Raw genomic sequence first — 19073 nt, 5'->3', positions numbered from 1 at the left:
CTTCACGCCAGCCATCGCCCACCCGACTCAAACCAGGACACGCTCAGGCGTAGATCCGTTCGCCGTTGGTCCGGACGTGGGCCCCGTTCTCGTTCAGGAAGTCGAGGCAGCGCCTGGGGAGCCGGCACTGGACCAGGACCCGGTCCTCGTCGTAGGTCCGGTCCTTGATGTTGGCGTGCTGGGCCAGGTACGACAGGACCCGCCCGTTGCCGACCCCGGTCTCGACCTCGGCGTCGAGCGCCCGCTCGTTCAGGGCCTCGCGGACCGCCTGCTCCAGGCGATCCAGCCCCTCCCCCTGCGCGGCGCTGATCGAGATCGACTCGTCGTGATGGGCCTTGAGCACATCGAGATACGAGCGGTCGCTCACCCGATCGACCTTGTTCAGGACCAGGATCGTCGGGTGGTCGGCCAGGCCCAACTCCTCCAGGACCGCGTTGACGGCCTTGATCTGGCTCTCGGCCTCGGGGCTGGAGGCGTCGGCGACGTGCAGGAGCAGGTCGGCCTGGCGGGCCTCCTCGAGCGTCGCCTTGAACGAGGCGACCAGCGAGTGCGGCAGGTCCCGGATGAACCCGACCGTGTCCGAGAGCAGGACGTACCCGCCCCCCCGGAACTTCCAGCGCTTGGTCCGCGTGTCCAGCGTGGCGAACAGCTTGTCCTCGGCCAGGACCTCGGCGTGGGTCAGGGCGTTCATCAGGGTCGACTTGCCGGCGTTGGTGTAGCCCACCAGCCCCACCGTCGCCACGTCGCCACGACCGGCGACCTCGCGCTCCTTGCGCTGCTCGACCTTGCTCAGCTTCTCGCGGAGGTCGCGGATTCGCTTGGTGACGAGCCGGCGGTCCTCTTCGAGCTGCTTCTCGCCCGGGCCTCGGACGCCGATCCCCCCCTTGTATCGGGAAAGGTGGGTCCACATCCGCTTGAGCCGGGGGAGCGAATATTCGAGCTGCGCCAGCTCGACCTGGAGGTGGGCCTCGTGGGTCTTCGCCCGGGTGGCGAAGATGTCGAGGATCACCTCGGTCCGGTCGATCACCTTGACCCCGAGCGCCTTCTCCAGGTTCCGGGTCTGCGCCGGGCCCATGTCGTTGTCGAAGACGACCAGGTCGGCCTCGTGGGCCTCGACCAGCTCCTTGAGCTCCTCGACCTTGCCCGAACCGATGTAGGTGGCGATGTCGACCTGGTGGCGTTTCTGCAACATCCCGCCGACCACGACCAGCCCGGCCGTCTTGGCCAGCCCTCGGATCTCTTCCAGCGGGTCCTCGGCCGAATACTCGACGTCGGAGAGGAGGACCTTGACCAGGATCGCCTTCTCGCGGCGGTCCGAACGCTCGGTGCTCTTGGTTTCGATCAAAGTTGGCAATTACCTCGAAAAGATTGGGAGAGGGGGGAAGGACCCGACGGGTCCAACCCGGATTCTAGGCCCGCCGACCGGACGCCGTCAACGCGCCCGGAATTCGCCCCTTCACCGACCCGACACCGGATGTCCTTAATAAGTTCGTCCGCCCGACCCGGTCAGTTCGCCAAATTCTCGAAATTCCGACGGGTGTCATGCTGAGGCGGTACCCCCGTAATCCCGAAGCCCGACCGGCACCGCTCCCGGCGCAAGCTCCGGGGTCGAAAGCGTGAGCAAGCTCCCGCACTCCAGAGCGGCTCCGCCGCGACGGGAACCAGGCCGCCGGAGGCCTTGGAGTGCGGGAGCTTGCTCACGCTTTGCCGGGGCGGAGCTTGCTCCGCCGGTTCGAGATCGCCCAATGGCTCCGTTTCGCACCACGATTGGCTTCGATTCGTCATCACCCACCTCCAGGTCGAACCCGACCCCTCGCGAAGCCAGGTCATCGGAAAATGTTTGACAAACCACACCTCTACAAAAACCCCAAGCACCCCAAAAAAACCAAAACCCCAGAAATTCCTAAACCAATCGCGCGCCGGGGTGGCCTCGGCCGGTAAATCCGTTCCAAGGGAGGGATTCGACCGACTTCACCCGGTCGATCGTCAGGCCCGGAGGCGTTCGAGCTTTCGTCGACGATCCTGACGGCGCGAGTCGGCACCCTCGGCCTTCCTCTGTCGACGGTTCGCGAGGATCATCGCCAGGTCCAGGCTCTCGCCGGGCCCAGGGACCTCGTGCAATTCCAGGTCGAAGGGCGGGTGGACCGACTTCGGGGCGGAGGGGTCGGGCAGGAGATTGACGTTCAGCATCGGGAGCGGTGGCGAGGGGGGCGTCTCGACTCGGGGGGTCCGCTCGTGCTGGCCCAGCCATTCTTCCCGCAAGCCCCTGGGCGAGTCGCGCTCCGGGGTCCCGGCCCGGAGTTGTCTCAGGCACCAGCGGAGCCGCCCGTGGAGGCTCGATTCGTACCGACGGAGCCGGATCAACTCGGGGTTGTCGTGGTCCCTGAGATCCGCATTGGCCAGCGCCCGGTTGGCCTCGTCGAGCCCGACGACCAGCTCTCGACGTTCCTTGAGCGCGGCGATCTCGCGACGGGCCACGCTCGCCGGGTCGTCGATCCCTTCGACCACCCGCCCCTCGAAGTCGAGCGAGGCCCCCGGCTGGTGCCCCTCGCGGAACGCGGAAGGTGTGGCCAGCAGATCGAACGCGAGCCGGGCCTGCTCGGGGGTCCAGCTTCCCTTCCGGTCGGCCGAGTGGGCCAGCATCGCCCACCGGGTCATCATCCATTCGCATCCTTGAGGAGTCTTCCGGAGTTGCTCGACCACCACGTCGGGCCGATGCCCCAGGTGTTCGCCCAGCAAGCAGGCTTCCAGTCGACGATTCTCCTCCCAGGAGACCTCGGCCTCGATGACGATCTTGTCCCGGACCCGCCGCTCGATCCGCTCGCAGCGTTCGATCCGGAGGCTCAGAAGCGCGACCTCGTTGACCAGCCAGGCCTGGAAGTGATCCTGGGGCCGGAGCGCCCCGAAGAAGTCATAGGCCCGATCCTGGACCAGCTTCGCATCCTCCGCCACCACCACCGACGAGCAGAGCCCATGCTTCAACGCATTGGCCCTCGATCGCTCCTTCCCCTCGGGAGTCTTAGGCCCGGTGGAGCGCAAGGCATTCCGGCGGTTGGCTTCGCGACGAGCTTCGGAGACGATCATCGGGGCGGCCTCGCTGCGTTGGCGATGGAGGAACCACGGGGCATCGCCAACACTTTCCGGTCTGCCTGTCGATGGATATCACACTTTCTGGCGAATTTCCGACGGAAAGTTGAAGGCCGGCCGGGGTCCGCGAATGGACCTCGGCCGGCCTCAGGGATCAACGTGGTGTCGCTTCGACGGAACGGATCCCGATCGTCAATGGTCGTGGTGCGGCACCCATTTCGGGACGACGACAAACGACCGCATCATGTCGTGGTCTTCATGCTCCAGGATATGACAATGGTAGATGTAACGGCCCGGGTACGGGGAGAACTTCATCGCGATTCCCACCATCTCCCCGGGGTTCACGCGCACGGTATCCTTCGGACCTTCGACATTCTCCTCGATCGGGAGTTCCCCCTGGGGATCGATGCTTTCGAGGGTGCTATCCGCGGGATTGAACGGGGCGGTGTGATCGGTGTTGTTCCAGAAGAACCGGAACCGGTTCAGGACCTGGAAATCCACCAGGTGGACGTGGACGGGGTGGGTGTCTCCGCTGAGGTTGGCGATGTACCAGACCTCGGTGGAATTGAGATGCACGAACCAGTTCGTCTGGTCGTAGAAGCCCTCGGCGCCCTTCCAGAACGGCTCGGTGATGTTCGCGTTCTTGCCGGGGTGGAAGTACGTGATCTGCACCACCGGTGTTCCCTCTGGAGCGGGTTCGTCGGACACCCGGACGAACTCGTAGAAGACGAGCATCGTGGTCGCGTCGGGCGGGAGCGGTGCGTCATGGTCCTTCTCGACCAGGCCCATGATCCGGACCGTCGTGGATTCGTCGATCGTCAGCGGAGTGTGTGCCATCCTCCAGAGGGGGTCGGCGGGCACCTGGTCCGATGGACCGTGGGTTCGCTGGCCCACGTCGAATCTCATCACCTGGGCGAAGGGCCGGCGATTCTCGGGGGTGGCCACGGCGAAGGGGTCGGCGAGGAGTCCCAGCAATTCGGCCTTCACCGCCGCGGCATCCGGCTCCTCCTCGGGTCGATCGCCGAAGGGGGCCTCGGCGGTGTTCCAGAGGTAGCATTTCTTGCCGGAGTACGTCGAGAAATCGACCAGCACGTCGGCCCGCTCGGCGGGGGCCAGGATCAGGCCGGAATCGGGGATGCGTGTCTTGTTCTGCATGAGGCCCTGATCGCAGCCGATCTGCCAGAGGGCCGCCCCATGGATGATGTTGCCCTGATCGTCGAGCAGGAGCAACCGATACGTTCGCGCATTCGAGCCATTGAGGATTCGCAGGCGATAGAGCCTCGGTTCTACGTCGGCTTTCGGCCAGATCATGCCATTGACGAGCGTGTAAGGGCCGAAAAACTCCGCCGGTCCGACACCGTCATTCACCTCGGCCTTATGTAGCATCGCCCCCGTGAAGTTACCCTCCGCGTCGAGGTCGAGGTTCCTGTCCTGGATGACCAGGGGAAGTTCGTGATCGCCGTGCGGGAGATCCAGGCTGGCTTCCTCATCGTCCCGGATCAGCCAGGCTCCCGCCAGGCCGGCGAAGACATTGGCCCGGGTGACATGCATGGAATGGTCGTGATACCAGAGCATCGTGGCGGCCTGATCATTATGGTAGGTGTAATGGGCCGACTGGCCGAAGATGACGGTGTTGTCGGGCCACCCGTCATAATCCGCCTGGACCCGAGCGCCGTGGAGATGTGTCACCAGCGTCGCGCGAAGGCCGCGCAACTTGACCCGCAACGTATCGTCGGCCTCAGGGATGGCGTTCTGACGCCCGGGATCGTTCTGGGTGAACGGGAAGATTGCATCGGCGTTGGTCTTGATGACTTCGTAGGGGAGTCGATGCGAGTCGTCGATCTCATTCTTCCAGGCGACGGTCACGGCTTCGCCTCGCCGGACCTCGATCGTCGGCCCGAGATACGACCGCCCCGACCCGTACCGGACCAGAGTCCCGTGCTCCCTCCGATAACTCCAGACCGGGGTGGTCGCCGGCAACTCGCGATGAATTTGCACCCTTTCCGGCCTAGCGGCGATCGTTAAGTGATGCGAGGTCGGCCCCCCATGGCACGGCCGGACGACCTCGGGAATCGGCAGGTCATCCAGAAATGGAGTGAGCTGAGGCATCGGAACATTTCCTTTCGTGACATCCAAAACAAGTCACAAGAACAAACACGATCCAGATTCAATCAGATCCCAACCGGCCGAGCAACGAAGAGACTCTCCGGGAAGGGCGAGGAATGAGGACTGGCTGCAAGTCTTCGAGGTGCCCGGTCCCCAATCCCGAGCCTCGCACCACCTTCCCGGATCAAACCAAAGAAAAAACACTCCGAACAAGCTTCGATTCGACCGTTCAAAGGCAAGCCCCGGACGGGTGGCAGAGGTCGCAACTCCGCCACCCGACCTGGTGCTCCTACTCCCGAGTTGCGTCGGCCACCTTCTTGTCCTTCTCGACCGGCCGGGCGACGAGGTCTCGAGCCGAGCTACCCTCGGCGATCAGGACGACTTCGGGGTGGTTGCCCCTCCGGGCACCGACATGCTCGACCGACTTCCAGGTCGACTCGGCTCCGAGCCCGGCGAAGGCGACGACCTGGTAGCGGGGGTTGAGCGGGTTCTCTCCGGCGACGATGACGGCGGTCCCGGGGTGGGCGTAGGTCTTCTCCCGGAGTGTGAACGAGGCCGGGCCGAAGGAGACGGGGAGCTTGCCGGCTGCCCGCGCGGTGGCGGCGTTGGCGGCGGGTCGACCGATCAGGAGGACGTGGTGTTCCTTCCAGTCGTCCTCGGTGAACTCGGTGTCGGGCTTGATCGGGACGATCACGTTGGACCACCTCGCGGCGATGGCGGTCTGGAGCCTGGTGGCGGCCTCGCGGTTGGCGTTGGCCTCCTTGAGGGTCCCGTAGACGATCACGGCCTTCTCGGGCTCTTCCTCGAAGGAGTCGACCGCCCAGGTCTCCGGGGGGGTGGTCCCGGGGAGCCCGGTCTCGTCGAGCCAGGGGGTGAAGAAGTCGGCCAGGGGTTGACCGGCGGCCTTCTCGGCGTGGCCCCGGAACTGCGCGGAGTCGACCGCGTGTCCGGCGTGGGAGCGGCCGAACTCGTCCATCATGGCGTCGAACTTGTCGGGCCCGATCTTCTCGCGGAGCGCGGCCATCAGGAGCAGGCCCTTGCCGGCGGCGATCTCGTACCAGTCGGTCTTGGCGGGGTCGGACTGGAGCTTCGAGAGGGCAACGTCCTGGCCCATCCGGCGGGTCGCGGCCCGGTAGCGGGACCGGGCCCCGAAGAGGGCCAGCTCGACCCGGTCGGCGGCGTCGCCCTTGAGGGCCTTCTCCATCGCGACGACCTCCTCATAGTCGGCGAACGAGGCGGCCAGCCAGGCGTCGGCGTCGCCTTTGGGGAGGATGGTCCCCCGCCAGGCGGGGGGATGCTCGCCGTTGCCTTGAGAATTTGAGGTCTGAACGCCGACGAGATCGACCGCAACCGGGACGTCGGGGGTCTGGGGGGGGGCTTCCGCGCTCAGGATGGTCCAGTCGTTGGGGATCAGCGGCCGGACGCCGGGGATCCGCTTCTGGGATTCGGTGGGCTCGCGGAGTCGGCCGATCGGCGGGCCGAAGATGGCCCAGGACTTGAGTTCCTTGGCCATCGCGGCCGTGGTCACCTTGGCGTCGAGCGACGGGTAGGCCGAGAGCGGCGGGGTGGTGAACGCCTTGATGCCGAAGTCGGCGTTGATCTTCCCCTTGAACTCATGAAAGAGCGAGAGCCAGGCCCGGTCGCGATCCGAGGCCCGCCAGACCAGGTTGGCCGGCTTCTCCTCGACCGAGGGGATCGACTCCAGGCGGACGTCCAGGTCCTTGCCGTTGTTGCAGCCCCAGTAGAACCCCTCGGTCCCGCCGAACCACTCGTTCTTCGAGCTTCGCCAGAGTTTGGTCCTGGAGGTCCCCAGCTCGAACATGGCGATCTCGTTGGCCTTGGTGTCGGCCATCAGCCATTCGTTGGTGTACAGGCCATTATTCTTCTTCGAGAGGATCGCGACGGCCGAGTCGATCGAGTCGCCGTACTGGAGCGCCTTGCGGATCCGCGAGGCGAGCGCCTGCCCTTCCGGGTCGAATTTGGTCTGGGAGATGGTGGTCTCGCAGACGACCAATCCCGCATCGTTCATGTAATAATCCATGCCACTCTGGATCCCGCCGGGATAGGTCTGCATCACGACCCGGTGCCCTTGCGCGGGCTTGACGTCGATCCAGACGTTGAAGTGGCGGGACATCACGAGGTTCCACATCGTGATGTGGCCGAAGACCACCTGGCCGTCGGCGGTGGCGGGCCCGACCGCGGCGAAGGCCGAGCAGTGGTCGGCCTTGGGCGGCTTGGGCGGGGCGTCGGAGGGCTCGCGGAAGGTCTTGCCTTCGAGCCCCCTGGCGGTGGAGTCGAGCGCGTTCTCCAGGAAGTCGACCTCGATCTCGGAGTTGATCGCGACCACGTCGAGGAGGTCGACCGGGCGTCCTTCGAAGGTCGCGCCCGCGGCGGCGGCCCCGTCGGCGGTCCCTTTCATTTCCTCCAGATACTCCTTATCGTATCGGCGGAGGAAGAGGGCATCGACCAGCATCCGGTTGGCCTGCCAGGCCTCGCCCGGGGCCTTGGGGCTCCGCTTGCTCGCGAGCGTTTTGAGGTAGTCGGCGATCTCGGGGGCCATGAGCCGGCCGTGCTGGTAGCCTCGGTCGTAGGGTTCCCCCTCGATGTGCAGGACGATCCAGCCCGACTGGGGATAGCGGTAGGCCGGCCCGTAACGCTGGACCGTGGCGGGATCGGGGCCATATTCCTGCTTCGAGGTCTCGGCGGAGAAAGCGGCCTGTCCGATCAGGAGCAAGGTCGCGATCGAGGGGAGAATCCCCCGGAATCTTCGGAGATCGGCGCGGCTCATGGTGGGTTCCCTCGGAGGTTCTCGCGTCGTGGCCCCTGGCGGGACGGGACGATTGTAAGGCCTGTCGGCGGTATTGCGAGGGGAAACGGCCGAGCGGCCCCGATCCCCCGCCTCACCGGGAGCGGATGAATGATCGATGTTCACGTGCACGTCACGAACGCCAAACTCCCCGGGATCAAGGCCGAGCTGCCCGCGCTGGACGGACCGATCGAGCCGCTGGCCTCGGCGTTCCTGGGCGAGATGAAGGCCGCGGGGATCGAGCAGGCCCTCGCGATGGGACGGCTCGATGCCCCGACGACCGACCCGCTCGGGATCAATGGCATCGTCCGGCTGGCCCGGCTGGTCCCCGGGCTGCACGCCGTCGGCGCGATCGACCCGACCAGGACCACGCCCGACCACTTCCGGCGGGTCGATGATGTCCTGGCCTCGGGCAAGGTCAAGGCGCTCAAGGCGTACCTGGGCTATCTTCCCTTCGGCCCCGGAGCCCCGGAGTATGCCCGCTATTACGAGCTGGCCGCCAAGTACAAGCTGCCCGTGATCCTGCACACCGGCGACACGTACTCGACCAAGGCCAAGGTCCGGCATGCCCACCCGCTCGGGGTCGACGACGCGGCGGTCGACCACCCCGAGGTCCGGTTCGTCATGGCCCACTTCGGCAACCCCTGGCTGCTCGACGCGGCCGAGGTCGTCTACAAGAACGAGAACGTCTGGGCCGACCTGTCCGCCCTGATCGTGGGAGACGCCGCCACGATCGACGGCCACCTGGGGGCCATCAAGAACTACCCGGCGATCGACGACGCGATCCTCGAGGCCCAAAAGGCCTACCGATACGTTGGAAAGCCCGATCGATTCCTGTTCGGCAGCGACTGGCCGCTGGCCCCGATCGCCTCCTATCGACGACTGGTCGAGCGGATCGTCCCCGAGGCCGACCGCGCCGCCGTGTTCGCCGAGAATGCCCGGTCGCTTTTCGGGATCTGACCAACACGTCGGAGAGTGTCGATGACGGAAGACGAAGTCACCCCGCCCGAGGGCGAGATCCTGGCCGCGCCGGAGGCCGACCTCGGGGGAGTTGCCGAGGCCGAGGTCGCCTTCGTGGTCCCCGCACCGGCCTATGAGTCGATCGCGACCGATCGGCCGGGGGCAGAAATCGACCTGCCGACCCCTCCCGGGCCCGTCGACCTCGGCCCGGCCCTGGGGGCGATCGAGGCGCTGGGCGAGGGGCTCCACCGCAAGCTCGACGGCTTGCAGACCCTCTTCGATCGCGAGATCCGCGCCGAGACCACCCGGGAGAAGGTGGTGGACCGCCTCCACGCCGAGCTCCAGGAATACAAGCAAGGCTTGATCCTGGGGATCCTCCGGCCGGTCTTCGTCGACCTGATCCAGCTCCACGACGACATCGGCAAGATGGTCGACGCGCAGGGCGATCTCGACGGCGAGGCCGCCCGACTGGTCGATCTGATGCGCGGGTATCAGCAGGGGATCGAGGACATCCTCTATCGCCAGGGGGTCGAGCCCTTCGCGGTCGAAGGGGACACCTTCGACCCCCGACGCCAGAGGGCACTCTCGACCGTCCCGACCGATGACCCCGACCGCAACAAACGCGTCGCCGCGAGGCTCCGCAAGGGGTTTCAGGCCGATGACAAGGTCATCCGGCCCGAGATGGTGACCGTCCACTCTTTCAAAGCGACGGCCCCGCCCCAGGCCCCGTCAGTCGAGACGACGGACCCTTGAACCGCCCTCGATCGACTGGTCAATCCGCGAGCTCGAGGTCGATCTTGTTCTCGCCCGGATCGACCTTGTGGGTGAGCGGGGTCGTGGCCGGATCCGAGTACTTCCTCGGGATCAGGGACTTGAATTTGACGGACTTCACCGCCGGGGCGGGCCCGGATGCGTCGTCCTTCGAGGGTTCGTCGGCCGGCTTGCCCCCGTCGACCGCGACCACGACGATCTTGTGCTCTCCCAGGATCGCACCCTGGTCCTCCTCGGACTTCAGCTCGTAGGTCCCGTCGGGCTGGATCGAGCCGGAGGCGGGCTGCATCGACCCGTCCTCGGGCGGCTGGACCGGGATGAACAGGACCGAGCCCAGGGTCACGGGCTTCCCCTTGTAGGTGACCGTCCCGTGGACCAGGGCGTGTTCGTAATGGGCCTTCGAATCGCAGCCCGCCAGGGCGAGGCCGCCGGCCATCGCCAGGGCCATCCAGGTTCGTCGAACGGCTTTCCTCTGCATCTGCATCGGCCCCTCGCTCGTCCGGGGCGAGATACGCCCCTTTGAATGTTCATCCGAATAAATAATAACGAAAATCACTGACCCCGGGTGACGGCCCGGGATCATGTCACAGGGATCGCAGGTTGATGAGACGCCCTCACCCCAAGCCCTCTCCCGGGGGGAGAGGCCGGCCGTAGGCCGGGTGAGGGCCATCATCGCAACCCCCGAGGTTCGCCGGTCTGGGCGTCCCTCGGGGTCCGGGCCGATCTGGCTCAGAACTGGTCGGCCGAGACGACCTCGCCGCCGCCGATGGTCCCCAGGGCCATCCAGGTGACGTAATTGATGGAGTTCTTGATGAACTTCACCGAGCCGTCGCAGAAGACGGCGTTGACCCCGCCCGGATGGCGGCTGCTGGCCGTCAGGAGCGCGCCATTCATGTCCTGGTTGTTGGTGACGCAGCTCCACGTGTTGGGCGGCATGATGTTGGTGTAGATGCCGCCGGTCCGGCCGAGCCCGAGGTGCCAGTAACTGCCCATCGTGCTGTCGGTCCCCGCCGGGGTGCCGGAAAGGGACATGTCGGCCAGGTTCGAGGCGTTGGGGGCCTGCGTCAGGCAGGAGAGATAATCGACCACCGGGCTGGCGTTGGGATACCAGTTGCTGGTGTTGGAGACGCTGGAGGTCGGCTTGAGCGTATCCAGGCCCGAATCGACCCCCTTGACCCGCTCGCTGAAGCAGACGGTGTTGCTGGTCCCATCCTGGATGGCCCCGATCGTGATCTTGCCGACCGCGCCCCCCTGCTGGCCGAGGTCGATCCCGACCCCCCGGAAGCTGTCCCCATACTTCATCGTGTAGGCTTCCGAGCCCGCGCACATCGGGTAATTCGTGTGCCCGGCCCCGTTGGCCAGCCGATCGATGTCCGAGGGGCAGAGCAGGAAGCTCAACTTCGTGTTGAAGACCGTCGTGTTGACCGGGCTCGACGGGATCGCGAAGCCCGTATAGAAGTTGATCGCGTTGAACAGGGGCGACTGTTCCAGCGAAGGCAGCATCATCGAGGGTGCCGACCAGTCATTCCAGTTGTACCCGACGTGGGCCGGGGGGAGGCACTGATTGCTGCTCTCGTAGTTGGCCACGGCCAGGCCCAACTGCTTGAGGTTGTTGACGCACTGGGCGCGGCGGGCGGCCTCGCGGGCGGCCTGGACCGCCGGCACGAGCAGGGAGATCAGCACGGCGATGATGGCGATGACGACCAGCAATTCGATCAGCGTGAAACCGCGACGGACGTTGCGCATCAATGGATTCCTCGGGCCCGATATGCGAAGCCGCGCGGCCCCCCGGGCCCGGATCGGGCCCGTTAACGACCTCGGATCGCCCCGCGGAAATCGGGGCCAACCGGGCCATTCGCACAGTTCGCAAAAGTAGTAGATTCGATGAAGTCGATTGTATAGAAGGAACGGCAAAACAGTCAAAAGCAATCCCCACAAAAAAACGACGTAAGCCCAAATCCAAAATAGATTTAAAAATTATTCGATTTGCCGAACGGGCTTCATTTTCGGGGACATGGATACAATTCACCACAAAGCGAACGAGATTCCTAATTAATTCAAAATCAAACAGATGCAATACCGCCATATGATATGCAACGATTGTCCAACCGTGCCTTCGTTCCTGCTTCGCCCGTGACGCGGGGACCCGACCCCATCGGGCGACGTCGCCCCCGGGACGACCGGCGAATCCCGAAATCATGCCCGACAGCGGGCCGGGCCCCGGCCGCGATCATCGCTCCCATCTCAAGTCGCCCGATCGTGCCCGAGGGGAACGCCATCGCGGCCCGAGGATCGGTCCGGCACGTCGCGCCCGGGGCAGCTCACACATCGGATCGGACGGGAGGCGCGAAGTAACCCGATGGCCCGGACCGACCCGCACCCGAGAATCCGGGTTACGCCCGGAAATCGAGCCTCGTTCGATTGCTTCAACAAATCGCTTGACTTTGCTTCGATTTATCCCGAGCATCATTCGATGGATCGGGGTCGTGCCCGGATGAGTCCGAGGCGATCCGGGAAGATCGAGCGCATCCCCGATCCCGGGCGAGAAGCGCGAGGCATGGGGACCGGGTGCTGGATGAGGGCAGGCCGCTCAAAGACTCGAGGCCAGCCCCATCCCACGCCATCGGCCGATCGCCTCGCGGTCGGGGCGTCTCGACCGCAGCCAGTCGACTCCACCCGGCAGACGCAAGCCGCACATCGAAGTCTCGATCCCATCGAGGATCGGAAACCGCCGCAATCGACCAGCTGGCCCTCTCGGATCGGGGGGAAGGTCGAGTTCATCGGGGAGCATCCTTGCAGGGTTAACCCGGGAGACCCGGGGCATCCCTCGCCCCGAGTCGTTGGGAGGCCGAGATCGCCTTTGCTAACCAAGGAGTGAGCGATGATCGACAAAGCCACGAAGACCCGAAATGGTAAGGTGGAAGATCTGGTGACTCGCCTGGAACGCCTGGAGTCATTCCTGGCGGATGCCCGGCAACGGCCCGCGTCGAGAGATCGGGCGACCCGTGCCGCGGCGAACCTGTCCACTGCCTCGGTCCTGGAAAAGCGGCTCAAAGCCCTCGAAGATCGGATCCTGAGATCGTCCGAGGCTGGATCCGACCAGGAAGAACCCGAGGCCGAATCGGGCCCGCTGAACTATTGCGCCCTGCCAGTTACGCCGCCCCGAGTCTTCGAGCCGGACGTCTCGGCCGCCCGGGTCCGGCTGATACAAATGGTCAGCAAGAAGTGGGTCAACGGCACCAAGCTCCGCTACTACTTCTTCGAGAGCGGCCCGGCCTCGGCGGGCGACGACCAGAAGGAGATCGTCCGGCAAGGATTCGACGTCTGGAAGAAGCTCGGGATCGGGATCCGCTTCGAGGAGGTCCAGGACGTCGGCTCGGCCGAGATCCGGATCGGTTTCGTCAAGGGGGACGGGGCCTGGTCCTATGTCGGTCGGGATGTGATCGACATCCCGGGCCAGGCCGAGCGTACGATGAACTTCGGGTGGGACCTGAAGACCGACCCGCGAGGGGTCGACGTCCCGGTCCACGAGATCGGCCACACCCTGGGCTTCCCCCACGAGCACCAGAATCCGTTCGCCGGGCTCGTCTGGGACGAGGAGGCGGTCTATCGCTACTTCGGCGGCCCGCCCAACAACTGGCCCCGCTCGACCACCGAGTACAACATCCTCCGGAAGCTGTCCACGTCCGAGGTCGAGGGGACGCAGTGGGACCCCGACTCGATCATGGAATATGCCTTCCCGGAAGGGCTGATCCTCCAACCCGAGGACTATCGAGACGGAGTCCGTCCCCATGGCGGGCTCTCGCCCCGGGACTCGGCCCAGGCCAAGCTCTTCTACCCGCCCCTGGATGACGCCGCCAACCCGGAATTGAAGCCGTTGCGGTCGCGGACGCTGACCCTGGCCCCGGCCGAACAGGCCAACTTCGCGATCAACCCGACCGCGAGTCGCTATTACACCATGCAGACCTTCGGCGGGTCGGACACGGTGATGGTCCTGTTCGAGGACGTCGACGGCGACCTTCGATTCAAGGCCGGTGACGACGATAGCGGTACCAACCTTAACTCGAAGATCAAGGTCCGGCTGGTCGCCGGGAAACGCTACGTGCTGAGGCTCCGGATGTACTCCAGCTACGAGACCGGCGAGATCTCCGTCATGTACTGGTGATCGGGCCCAGGAGGGCTCGGGAGCCTGCCCGGCCCCCCATCGAAATCCTCGGACGACGGTGTCCCCAGGGTTTCTGGGCATGCCTGGCCTGGGCCCCCTCTCCCTAACCCTCTCCCACGCCGGGGAGAGGGGACCAGACTCCCAGGGGTCGGAGATCGAGACATCGGCGAAAACCCACCCCCTCTCCCCGGCGTGGGAGAGGGCCGGGGAGAGGGGGCGAAGATCTCGGACGGAGTTAGAACCCAAGAATCCCCGGGCAAACCCTCGGACAATCCGATCCGCGAGAGTCGCGATGGATAGGGCGTGCGGCCCTGTTGAATCCCTGTTAAACTGGGAGAATCGACGAGGTGGAACCGCACGTCGCGGACGGAGGATCGAGATGACGAGGATGCGAGTCCTGGCCCTGCTGGCCCTGATCGGGGCGATCCCGGCCCGAGCCGACGACGCCCCGAAGCCCGACGATCCGGCCGCCGTCGAGTTCTTCGAGGCCAGGGTCCGGCCTCTCCTGGTCGAGCGCTGCCAGGGTTGCCACGGGGCGGCCAAGTCCAAGGGGGGCCTCCGGCTCGACTCGAAGGATCTCGCGATGGCGGGCGGCCCGACCGGCCCGGCGATCGTCCCCGGCAAGCCGGGGGAGAGCCTGCTCATCGAGGCGATCAACTACGCCGAGATCCTCCAGATGCCGCCGAAGTCGAAGCTCCCCGACGAGGAGATCGCCACCCTGACCCGGTGGGTCGCGCAAGGCGCGGTCTGGCCCTCGGGCGGGGAGAAGGTGGCATCGGGCCAGGTCAAGCCGTTCGACCTCGCCGAGCGGTCGAAGCACTGGAGCCTCCAGCCGGTCCGGGACCCCGCGATCCCCGATGTCCGGGACGCCGCCTGGCCGATCAATCCGGTCGATCGATTCCTCCTGGCGAAGCTCGAAGCGAAGGGGATCAAGCCCGCCGGGGAGGCCGACCGCCCCACCCTGATCCGACGGCTGAGCTTCGACCTGACCGGGCTACCTCCCAGACCCGATGAGGTCCGGGCGTTCGTGGACGACCCCGCCCCCGACGCCTACGAGAAGCTCGTCGATCGGCTCCTGGCCTCGCCCCACTACGGCGAGCGATGGGCCCGGCACTGGCTCGACCTCGTCCGCTTCTCGGAGACATCCGGGCATGAGTTCGACTACGAGATCCCCGAAGCCTACCGCTATCGAGACTACGTGATCCGGGCCTTCAACCTCGACTTGCCTTACGATCAATTCGTCGTCGAGCACCTGGCCGGCGACCTCCTGGCCAACCCTCGCCGAGAGCCGGGGACCGGCAACAACGAGTCGATCCTGGGGACCGGCTTCTTCCGGCTCCACGAGGGGGTCCACTCGCCGGTCGACCTCCGCGAGGACGGGGCCTCGAAGGTCGACAACCAGATCGACGTGATGGGCAAGGCGTTCCTCGGGCTCACGATCGCCTGCGCCCGCTGCCACGACCACAAATTCGACGCGATCACCACCAAAGACTACTACGCGATGGCCGGCTTCCTGAACAGCTCGCGCCACCAGCTCGCGTTCCTCGACCCGCCCGACCGGATCGGATCGAAGGTGGCCGAGATCCGGGCGATCCGCGACGAGGTGGCGGCCCTCTTCCCCACGCCGGCCTCGTCCGAATGTCCGGTCGACCCGGACACCCCCGACATCCTCTTCGAGACCTTCTCCGGCAAGACCTTCGATCGATGGTACGTCGCGGGCGACGCCTTCGGGACCGGGCCGACTGGCGCCGGATCGTGGAAGGTCCGGGGCGACGGAGTCACTCCCCTGCCCCCCGGCGTGGCCCACAGCGGGGCGATCTCGGACCGGCTCCGGGGCGTCCTCCGGTCGAGGAACTTCCCGCTCGACCGGCCCTACGTCCACTTCCTGGCCTCGGGCAAGGGGGGACGGATCAACCTGGTGGTCGACGGCTTCGAGAAGATCCGTTCGCCGATCTACGGCGGGCTGGTGGTCGACGTGAATCACGGCGACGACTGGAAATGGATCACGATGGACGTCGCCCAGTGGGCGGGCCACACCGCTTATATCGAGATCGACGACGGGGCGACCGTCGATTTCACCGGGTCCAGGGGCCGGATTCGCGACGGTGCGGGTTTCATCGCCATCGACGAGATCCGCCTGTCCGACGCCCCGCCACCCCCGGTCGCTCCCTCGACCACTCCCACCCCGATCGCCGAGGGGGAGAAGATCCAGACCCTGATGGCCCGCTATCGAGCCGTCGAGGCCACGATCCCCGAAGCCACGATGGGCCAGGCACTGACCGACGGGACGGGCGTGGACGTGAAGGTCCACATCCGCGGGAGCACCCGGAATCTGGGCGAGCCCGCCCCCCGGCAGTTCCTGGAGGTCTTCGGAGGCCCCGAGGTCCCGGCCCCGAGCGACGGGAGCGGGCGGCTCGAACTGGCCCGGAGGGTCGCCGACCCGACCAACCCCCTGACCGCCCGGGTGATGGTCAACCGACTCTGGCATCACCACTTCGGGCGGGGGATCGTCCCGAGCGTCGACGACTTCGGCGCGATGGGCCGCGAGCCGACCCACCCCGAATTGCTCGACCACCTGGCCTCCCGGTTCGTCGAATCGGGCTGGTCGATCAAGGCGATCCATCGACTGATCGTCAATTCGCGGGCCTACCGGATGTCGAGCCAGCTCACCCCCGAGGCCGACCAGCTCGACCCCTCGAACGAGCTCTGGCATCGCCGGGACGTCCGGAGGCTGGAGGCCGAGGCGATCCGGGACGCGATCCTGGCCGTCTCGGGTCGGCTCGACCCCACCCTCTTCGGCCCGAGCGTGGCCCCTCACCTGACCCCGTTCATGGACGGCCGGGGGCGTCCCGATAAGTCCGGGCCGCTCGACGGCGACGGGAGGAGGAGTATCTACCTCAACGTCCGGAGGAACTTCCTGACGCCGATGCTCCTGGCCTTCGACTACCCGACCCCCTCCTCGACGATGGGCCGGAGGAATGTCTCCAACGTCCCCGCGCAGGCCCTCACCCTGATGAACGACCCGTTCCTCGTCGAGCAGGCCAAGGTCTGGGCCAACCGGGTCAGGACCGATCCCAGGGCCGATCCCGGCTCGACCATCGAGACGATGTACCGGGAAGCCTACGGTCGACCGCCCGCCCCCGAGGAGAGGGCTGCTGCCCTCGCCTTCCTCGAAGAACAGTGCAAAGCCTACGGCCAGCCCGAAGACCCCCGAGCCTGGGCCGACCTGGCCCATGTCCTGTTCAACGTCAAGGAGTTCGTGGCCATCCCTTGAACGGACGGCCATGCCAGGGAACGACGCCAGCCTCCTCTTGGCCCGAGCACAGACTCCAGCTTGCCATCCCTAACGAGTGGAACATGGGCGATGCCTGCACCATCGCGATTGCCGTCGTCATCCTCGTCGCCGTCGCGCGGTGGAACCGTCCCGTCCGTCCGATCACCGTGGTCTTCCTCGCCCTGCTCACCGGGGCCTGGATCTGGGCGAACCTTCGGGAGACCGGATGGCAGGAGGTGTGGAACGAGGACCCGCCCGAGGAATTGGACCCGGTCACAAAATCCATGTTCTATCGCGGTTGGCCTCTCGCCCCTTTCATTCTCTGCCCGATTCGGAGGATGAGTTTCCGCCCCGGCGGCCTCGAAAGCTTGGTGGTGGTCTTCGACTGGTTCGTTCTTTTGGTCGGCCTCTCGCTCGCGAGATTTGTGTGGGAACTTTGTTCTCGCTGGCGCGACAGACGTGCGAAGCCTGCGGACTACTTGAGCCGTTGAGAGAGCTTTCGGGAATAAAAATCGAGAGAATCAGCCGTGTCGTCAGGAGAATTCCCCTGGCTTCGGTTCAGGAGGCGACGCGGTCCGAACCGTGCCTGAGCAGGGCTTCAATCACCTTATGAGCCTCCCTGGAAGATAGGATTTGCTCCAGCCACGCCCGGAATCCGCTCACACCCTCCTCGGGAAGAAGTTCTGGCGTCAATCCGAAGGTGTCATAGACCGAGAGGGGTCGCGGGTCGGAAGGGTCGGCCGTTACTGGATACGATACACCGACGAGCTCGTGCATATACCCGCTCAGATTGGGGACCCTCGCCAATAACGAGTCCCACTTCGTCCCTCCCCTTGCCTCTTCCTGAACGATCCCTTCAACCACGCCATTGGTCCGGCGAGTCAGGGCCTCGGCCTGTTGCTTCAAGAGCGCGACGGGGGCCGAATCCTCGCGGACCGCCACGAAATCGTCACCCCAAAGATCCACCAGCCCCTCAGACATTGCGTCCCTCCCTTTCTTCCGATGGCATCTCCAGATCGAAAAGAATCGGCAGGTGATCGGAATATTCGATCTGCCAGTGCTTCTTGGCCAGCCTGATCATCGGGATATCCTGACCGTCCACGTCCGGGATCGAGTCGACGATCTCAAGCGAGTCATCGCGGTAGATGCCCCTCAGGTCGGGCCTGATCAGGACACCATCCAAGCAATGCCAGTGAATATTATACGGGTCGCTGGAATCCCAATAATAGGTCCCCGGCACGCCGGAGCGTCCCATGAGCGACCACATGGGGTTGAAGAAGAAGGCATCAGCCTCGGGACCGCCACGCGAATGGATCTCCGCCAGTTCCCAGGTCATTTTCGCGCCGAACCCGTTGATCGGATCAATCATCCCCATTTCGAAGGGGTTCATGTTGAAATCCCCGACGAGGACCGTTCTCCGATGCCCGACCGCTCGTTCGCCCCTCTTCAATGTGAGGTTGTGTCGGACCATCCTCGCAAGTCGCGATCCTTCCTCGGGAGCGTCCCGGCGACCGTACAGGTGTATTCCCCCAATTGTCACATCCTGGAAACCGCGCTTCGCGAGCCGGTACATCAAGAGGCGATCGTCGGACAAAACCGGCTCCAACCTCAACTCGGATGAGCACAGGAAGAATTTGAGCCGAGGATGCGAGACCGCTGGCCCCTGGAAAGCCAGACCGCGTCTTTCGAAGGCATCCAGCAAGTCTTGCGAGGGAAGGTCACATTCCGCCAGGATCAGTACATCGACTCGACGACGGACAACGAGTCGCGCGACGATGTCCGCCTTGTCGGGCTCTCGCAACATCGATCGTCCCTTCTGGGTGTTGCAATTCCAGAAGAGTATCGTCTGGGGCATGGAGTTCCCGAATGAAGGAGGTCGCACCGTCGATCTTCTATCGAAGTAA

Annotated in this window: 13 protein-coding genes; 5 read left to right on the top strand and 8 right to left on the bottom strand. The window is 65.4% G+C overall.

The window, feature by feature from the left end; genetic code table 11:
* Nucleotides 1-43: 43 nt before the first annotated feature.
* From hflX to P12x_RS02695, 4 genes are all read right to left on the bottom strand, one after another.
* Nucleotides 44-1345, bottom strand: coding sequence for a GTPase HflX (gene hflX / locus P12x_RS02710; RefSeq protein ID WP_435009290.1), 1302 nt, complete (start codon nucleotides 1343-1345; stop codon nucleotides 44-46).
* 641 nt (nucleotides 1346-1986) lie between these two features.
* The gene (locus P12x_RS02705) at nucleotides 1987-3084 is read right to left on the bottom strand and encodes a hypothetical protein (protein ID WP_435009289.1); all 1098 of its coding nucleotides are present in this window, start codon (nucleotides 3082-3084) and stop codon (nucleotides 1987-1989) included.
* Between the two features lie 195 nt (nucleotides 3085-3279).
* On the bottom strand, nucleotides 3280-5085 hold the full coding sequence (locus P12x_RS02700; RefSeq protein WP_435009288.1) for a multicopper oxidase family protein: 1806 nt from the start codon (nucleotides 5083-5085) through the stop codon (nucleotides 3280-3282).
* A 397-nt stretch (nucleotides 5086-5482) separates the two neighbouring features.
* Nucleotides 5483-7981: a C45 family autoproteolytic acyltransferase/hydolase gene (locus P12x_RS02695; RefSeq protein WP_435009287.1), complete on the bottom strand. Its 2499-nt coding sequence runs from the start codon at nucleotides 7979-7981 to the stop codon at nucleotides 5483-5485.
* Between the two features lie 129 nt (nucleotides 7982-8110).
* Between P12x_RS02695 and P12x_RS02690 the strand changes: the two genes are divergently transcribed.
* Nucleotides 8111-8959 carry an amidohydrolase family protein gene (locus P12x_RS02690; RefSeq protein WP_435009286.1) on the top strand — a complete coding sequence of 283 codons (849 nt, stop codon included), beginning with the start codon at nucleotides 8111-8113 and terminating at the stop codon, nucleotides 8957-8959.
* A gap of 21 nt (nucleotides 8960-8980) precedes the next feature.
* Nucleotides 8981-9712 (top strand): nucleotide exchange factor GrpE, encoded by a 732-nt coding sequence (grpE, locus tag P12x_RS02685; RefSeq protein ID WP_435009285.1) that lies wholly within the window; start codon nucleotides 8981-8983, stop codon nucleotides 9710-9712.
* Nucleotides 9713-9731: 19 nt separating this feature from the next.
* On the opposite strand, the gene P12x_RS02680 is transcribed toward grpE, so the two are convergent.
* Both P12x_RS02680 and P12x_RS02675 read right to left on the bottom strand, forming a co-directional pair.
* Complete coding sequence (locus P12x_RS02680) at nucleotides 9732-10208, bottom strand: hypothetical protein (protein ID WP_435009284.1); 477 nt, start codon at nucleotides 10206-10208, stop codon at nucleotides 9732-9734.
* Nucleotides 10209-10459: 251 nt separating this feature from the next.
* Nucleotides 10460-11476 carry a DUF1559 domain-containing protein gene (locus tag P12x_RS02675; RefSeq protein WP_435009283.1) on the bottom strand — a complete coding sequence of 339 codons (1017 nt, stop codon included), beginning with the start codon at nucleotides 11474-11476 and terminating at the stop codon, nucleotides 10460-10462.
* Nucleotides 11477-12611: 1135 nt separating this feature from the next.
* Here P12x_RS02675 and P12x_RS02670 point away from each other — a divergent pair.
* The 3 genes from P12x_RS02670 to P12x_RS02660 all read left to right on the top strand — a co-directional run bounded on the left by P12x_RS02670 (nucleotide 12612) and on the right by P12x_RS02660 (nucleotide 17660).
* Nucleotides 12612-13895 carry a matrixin family metalloprotease gene (locus P12x_RS02670; protein WP_435009282.1) on the top strand — a complete coding sequence of 428 codons (1284 nt, stop codon included), beginning with the start codon at nucleotides 12612-12614 and terminating at the stop codon, nucleotides 13893-13895.
* A 379-nt stretch (nucleotides 13896-14274) separates the two neighbouring features.
* A complete protein-coding gene (locus P12x_RS02665; protein WP_435009281.1) occupies nucleotides 14275-17169 on the top strand; it encodes a PSD1 and planctomycete cytochrome C domain-containing protein in 2895 nt (964 codons plus the stop codon).
* A gap of 83 nt (nucleotides 17170-17252) precedes the next feature.
* Nucleotides 17253-17660 (top strand): hypothetical protein, encoded by a 408-nt coding sequence (locus P12x_RS02660; RefSeq protein WP_435009280.1) that lies wholly within the window; start codon nucleotides 17253-17255, stop codon nucleotides 17658-17660.
* A gap of 67 nt (nucleotides 17661-17727) precedes the next feature.
* Here the strand turns inward: P12x_RS02660 and P12x_RS02655 are convergent, their stop codons facing one another.
* Nucleotides 17728-18150, bottom strand: coding sequence for a hypothetical protein (locus tag P12x_RS02655; RefSeq protein ID WP_435009279.1), 423 nt, complete (start codon nucleotides 18148-18150; stop codon nucleotides 17728-17730).
* The gene (locus P12x_RS02650) at nucleotides 18143-19024 is read right to left on the bottom strand and encodes an endonuclease/exonuclease/phosphatase family protein (protein WP_435009278.1); all 882 of its coding nucleotides are present in this window, start codon (nucleotides 19022-19024) and stop codon (nucleotides 18143-18145) included. Before P12x_RS02650 ends, P12x_RS02655 begins: the two co-directional genes overlap by 8 nt.
* Nucleotides 19025-19073: the final 49 nt, after the last annotated feature.

It is taken from the genome of Tundrisphaera lichenicola, assembly GCF_051175385.1.
Classification (GTDB): Bacteria; Planctomycetota; Planctomycetia; order Isosphaerales; family Isosphaeraceae; genus Tundrisphaera; species Tundrisphaera lichenicola.
Note: the sequence above shows the minus strand (reverse complement) of the source record. Positions and strands in the feature narration are given on the sequence as shown.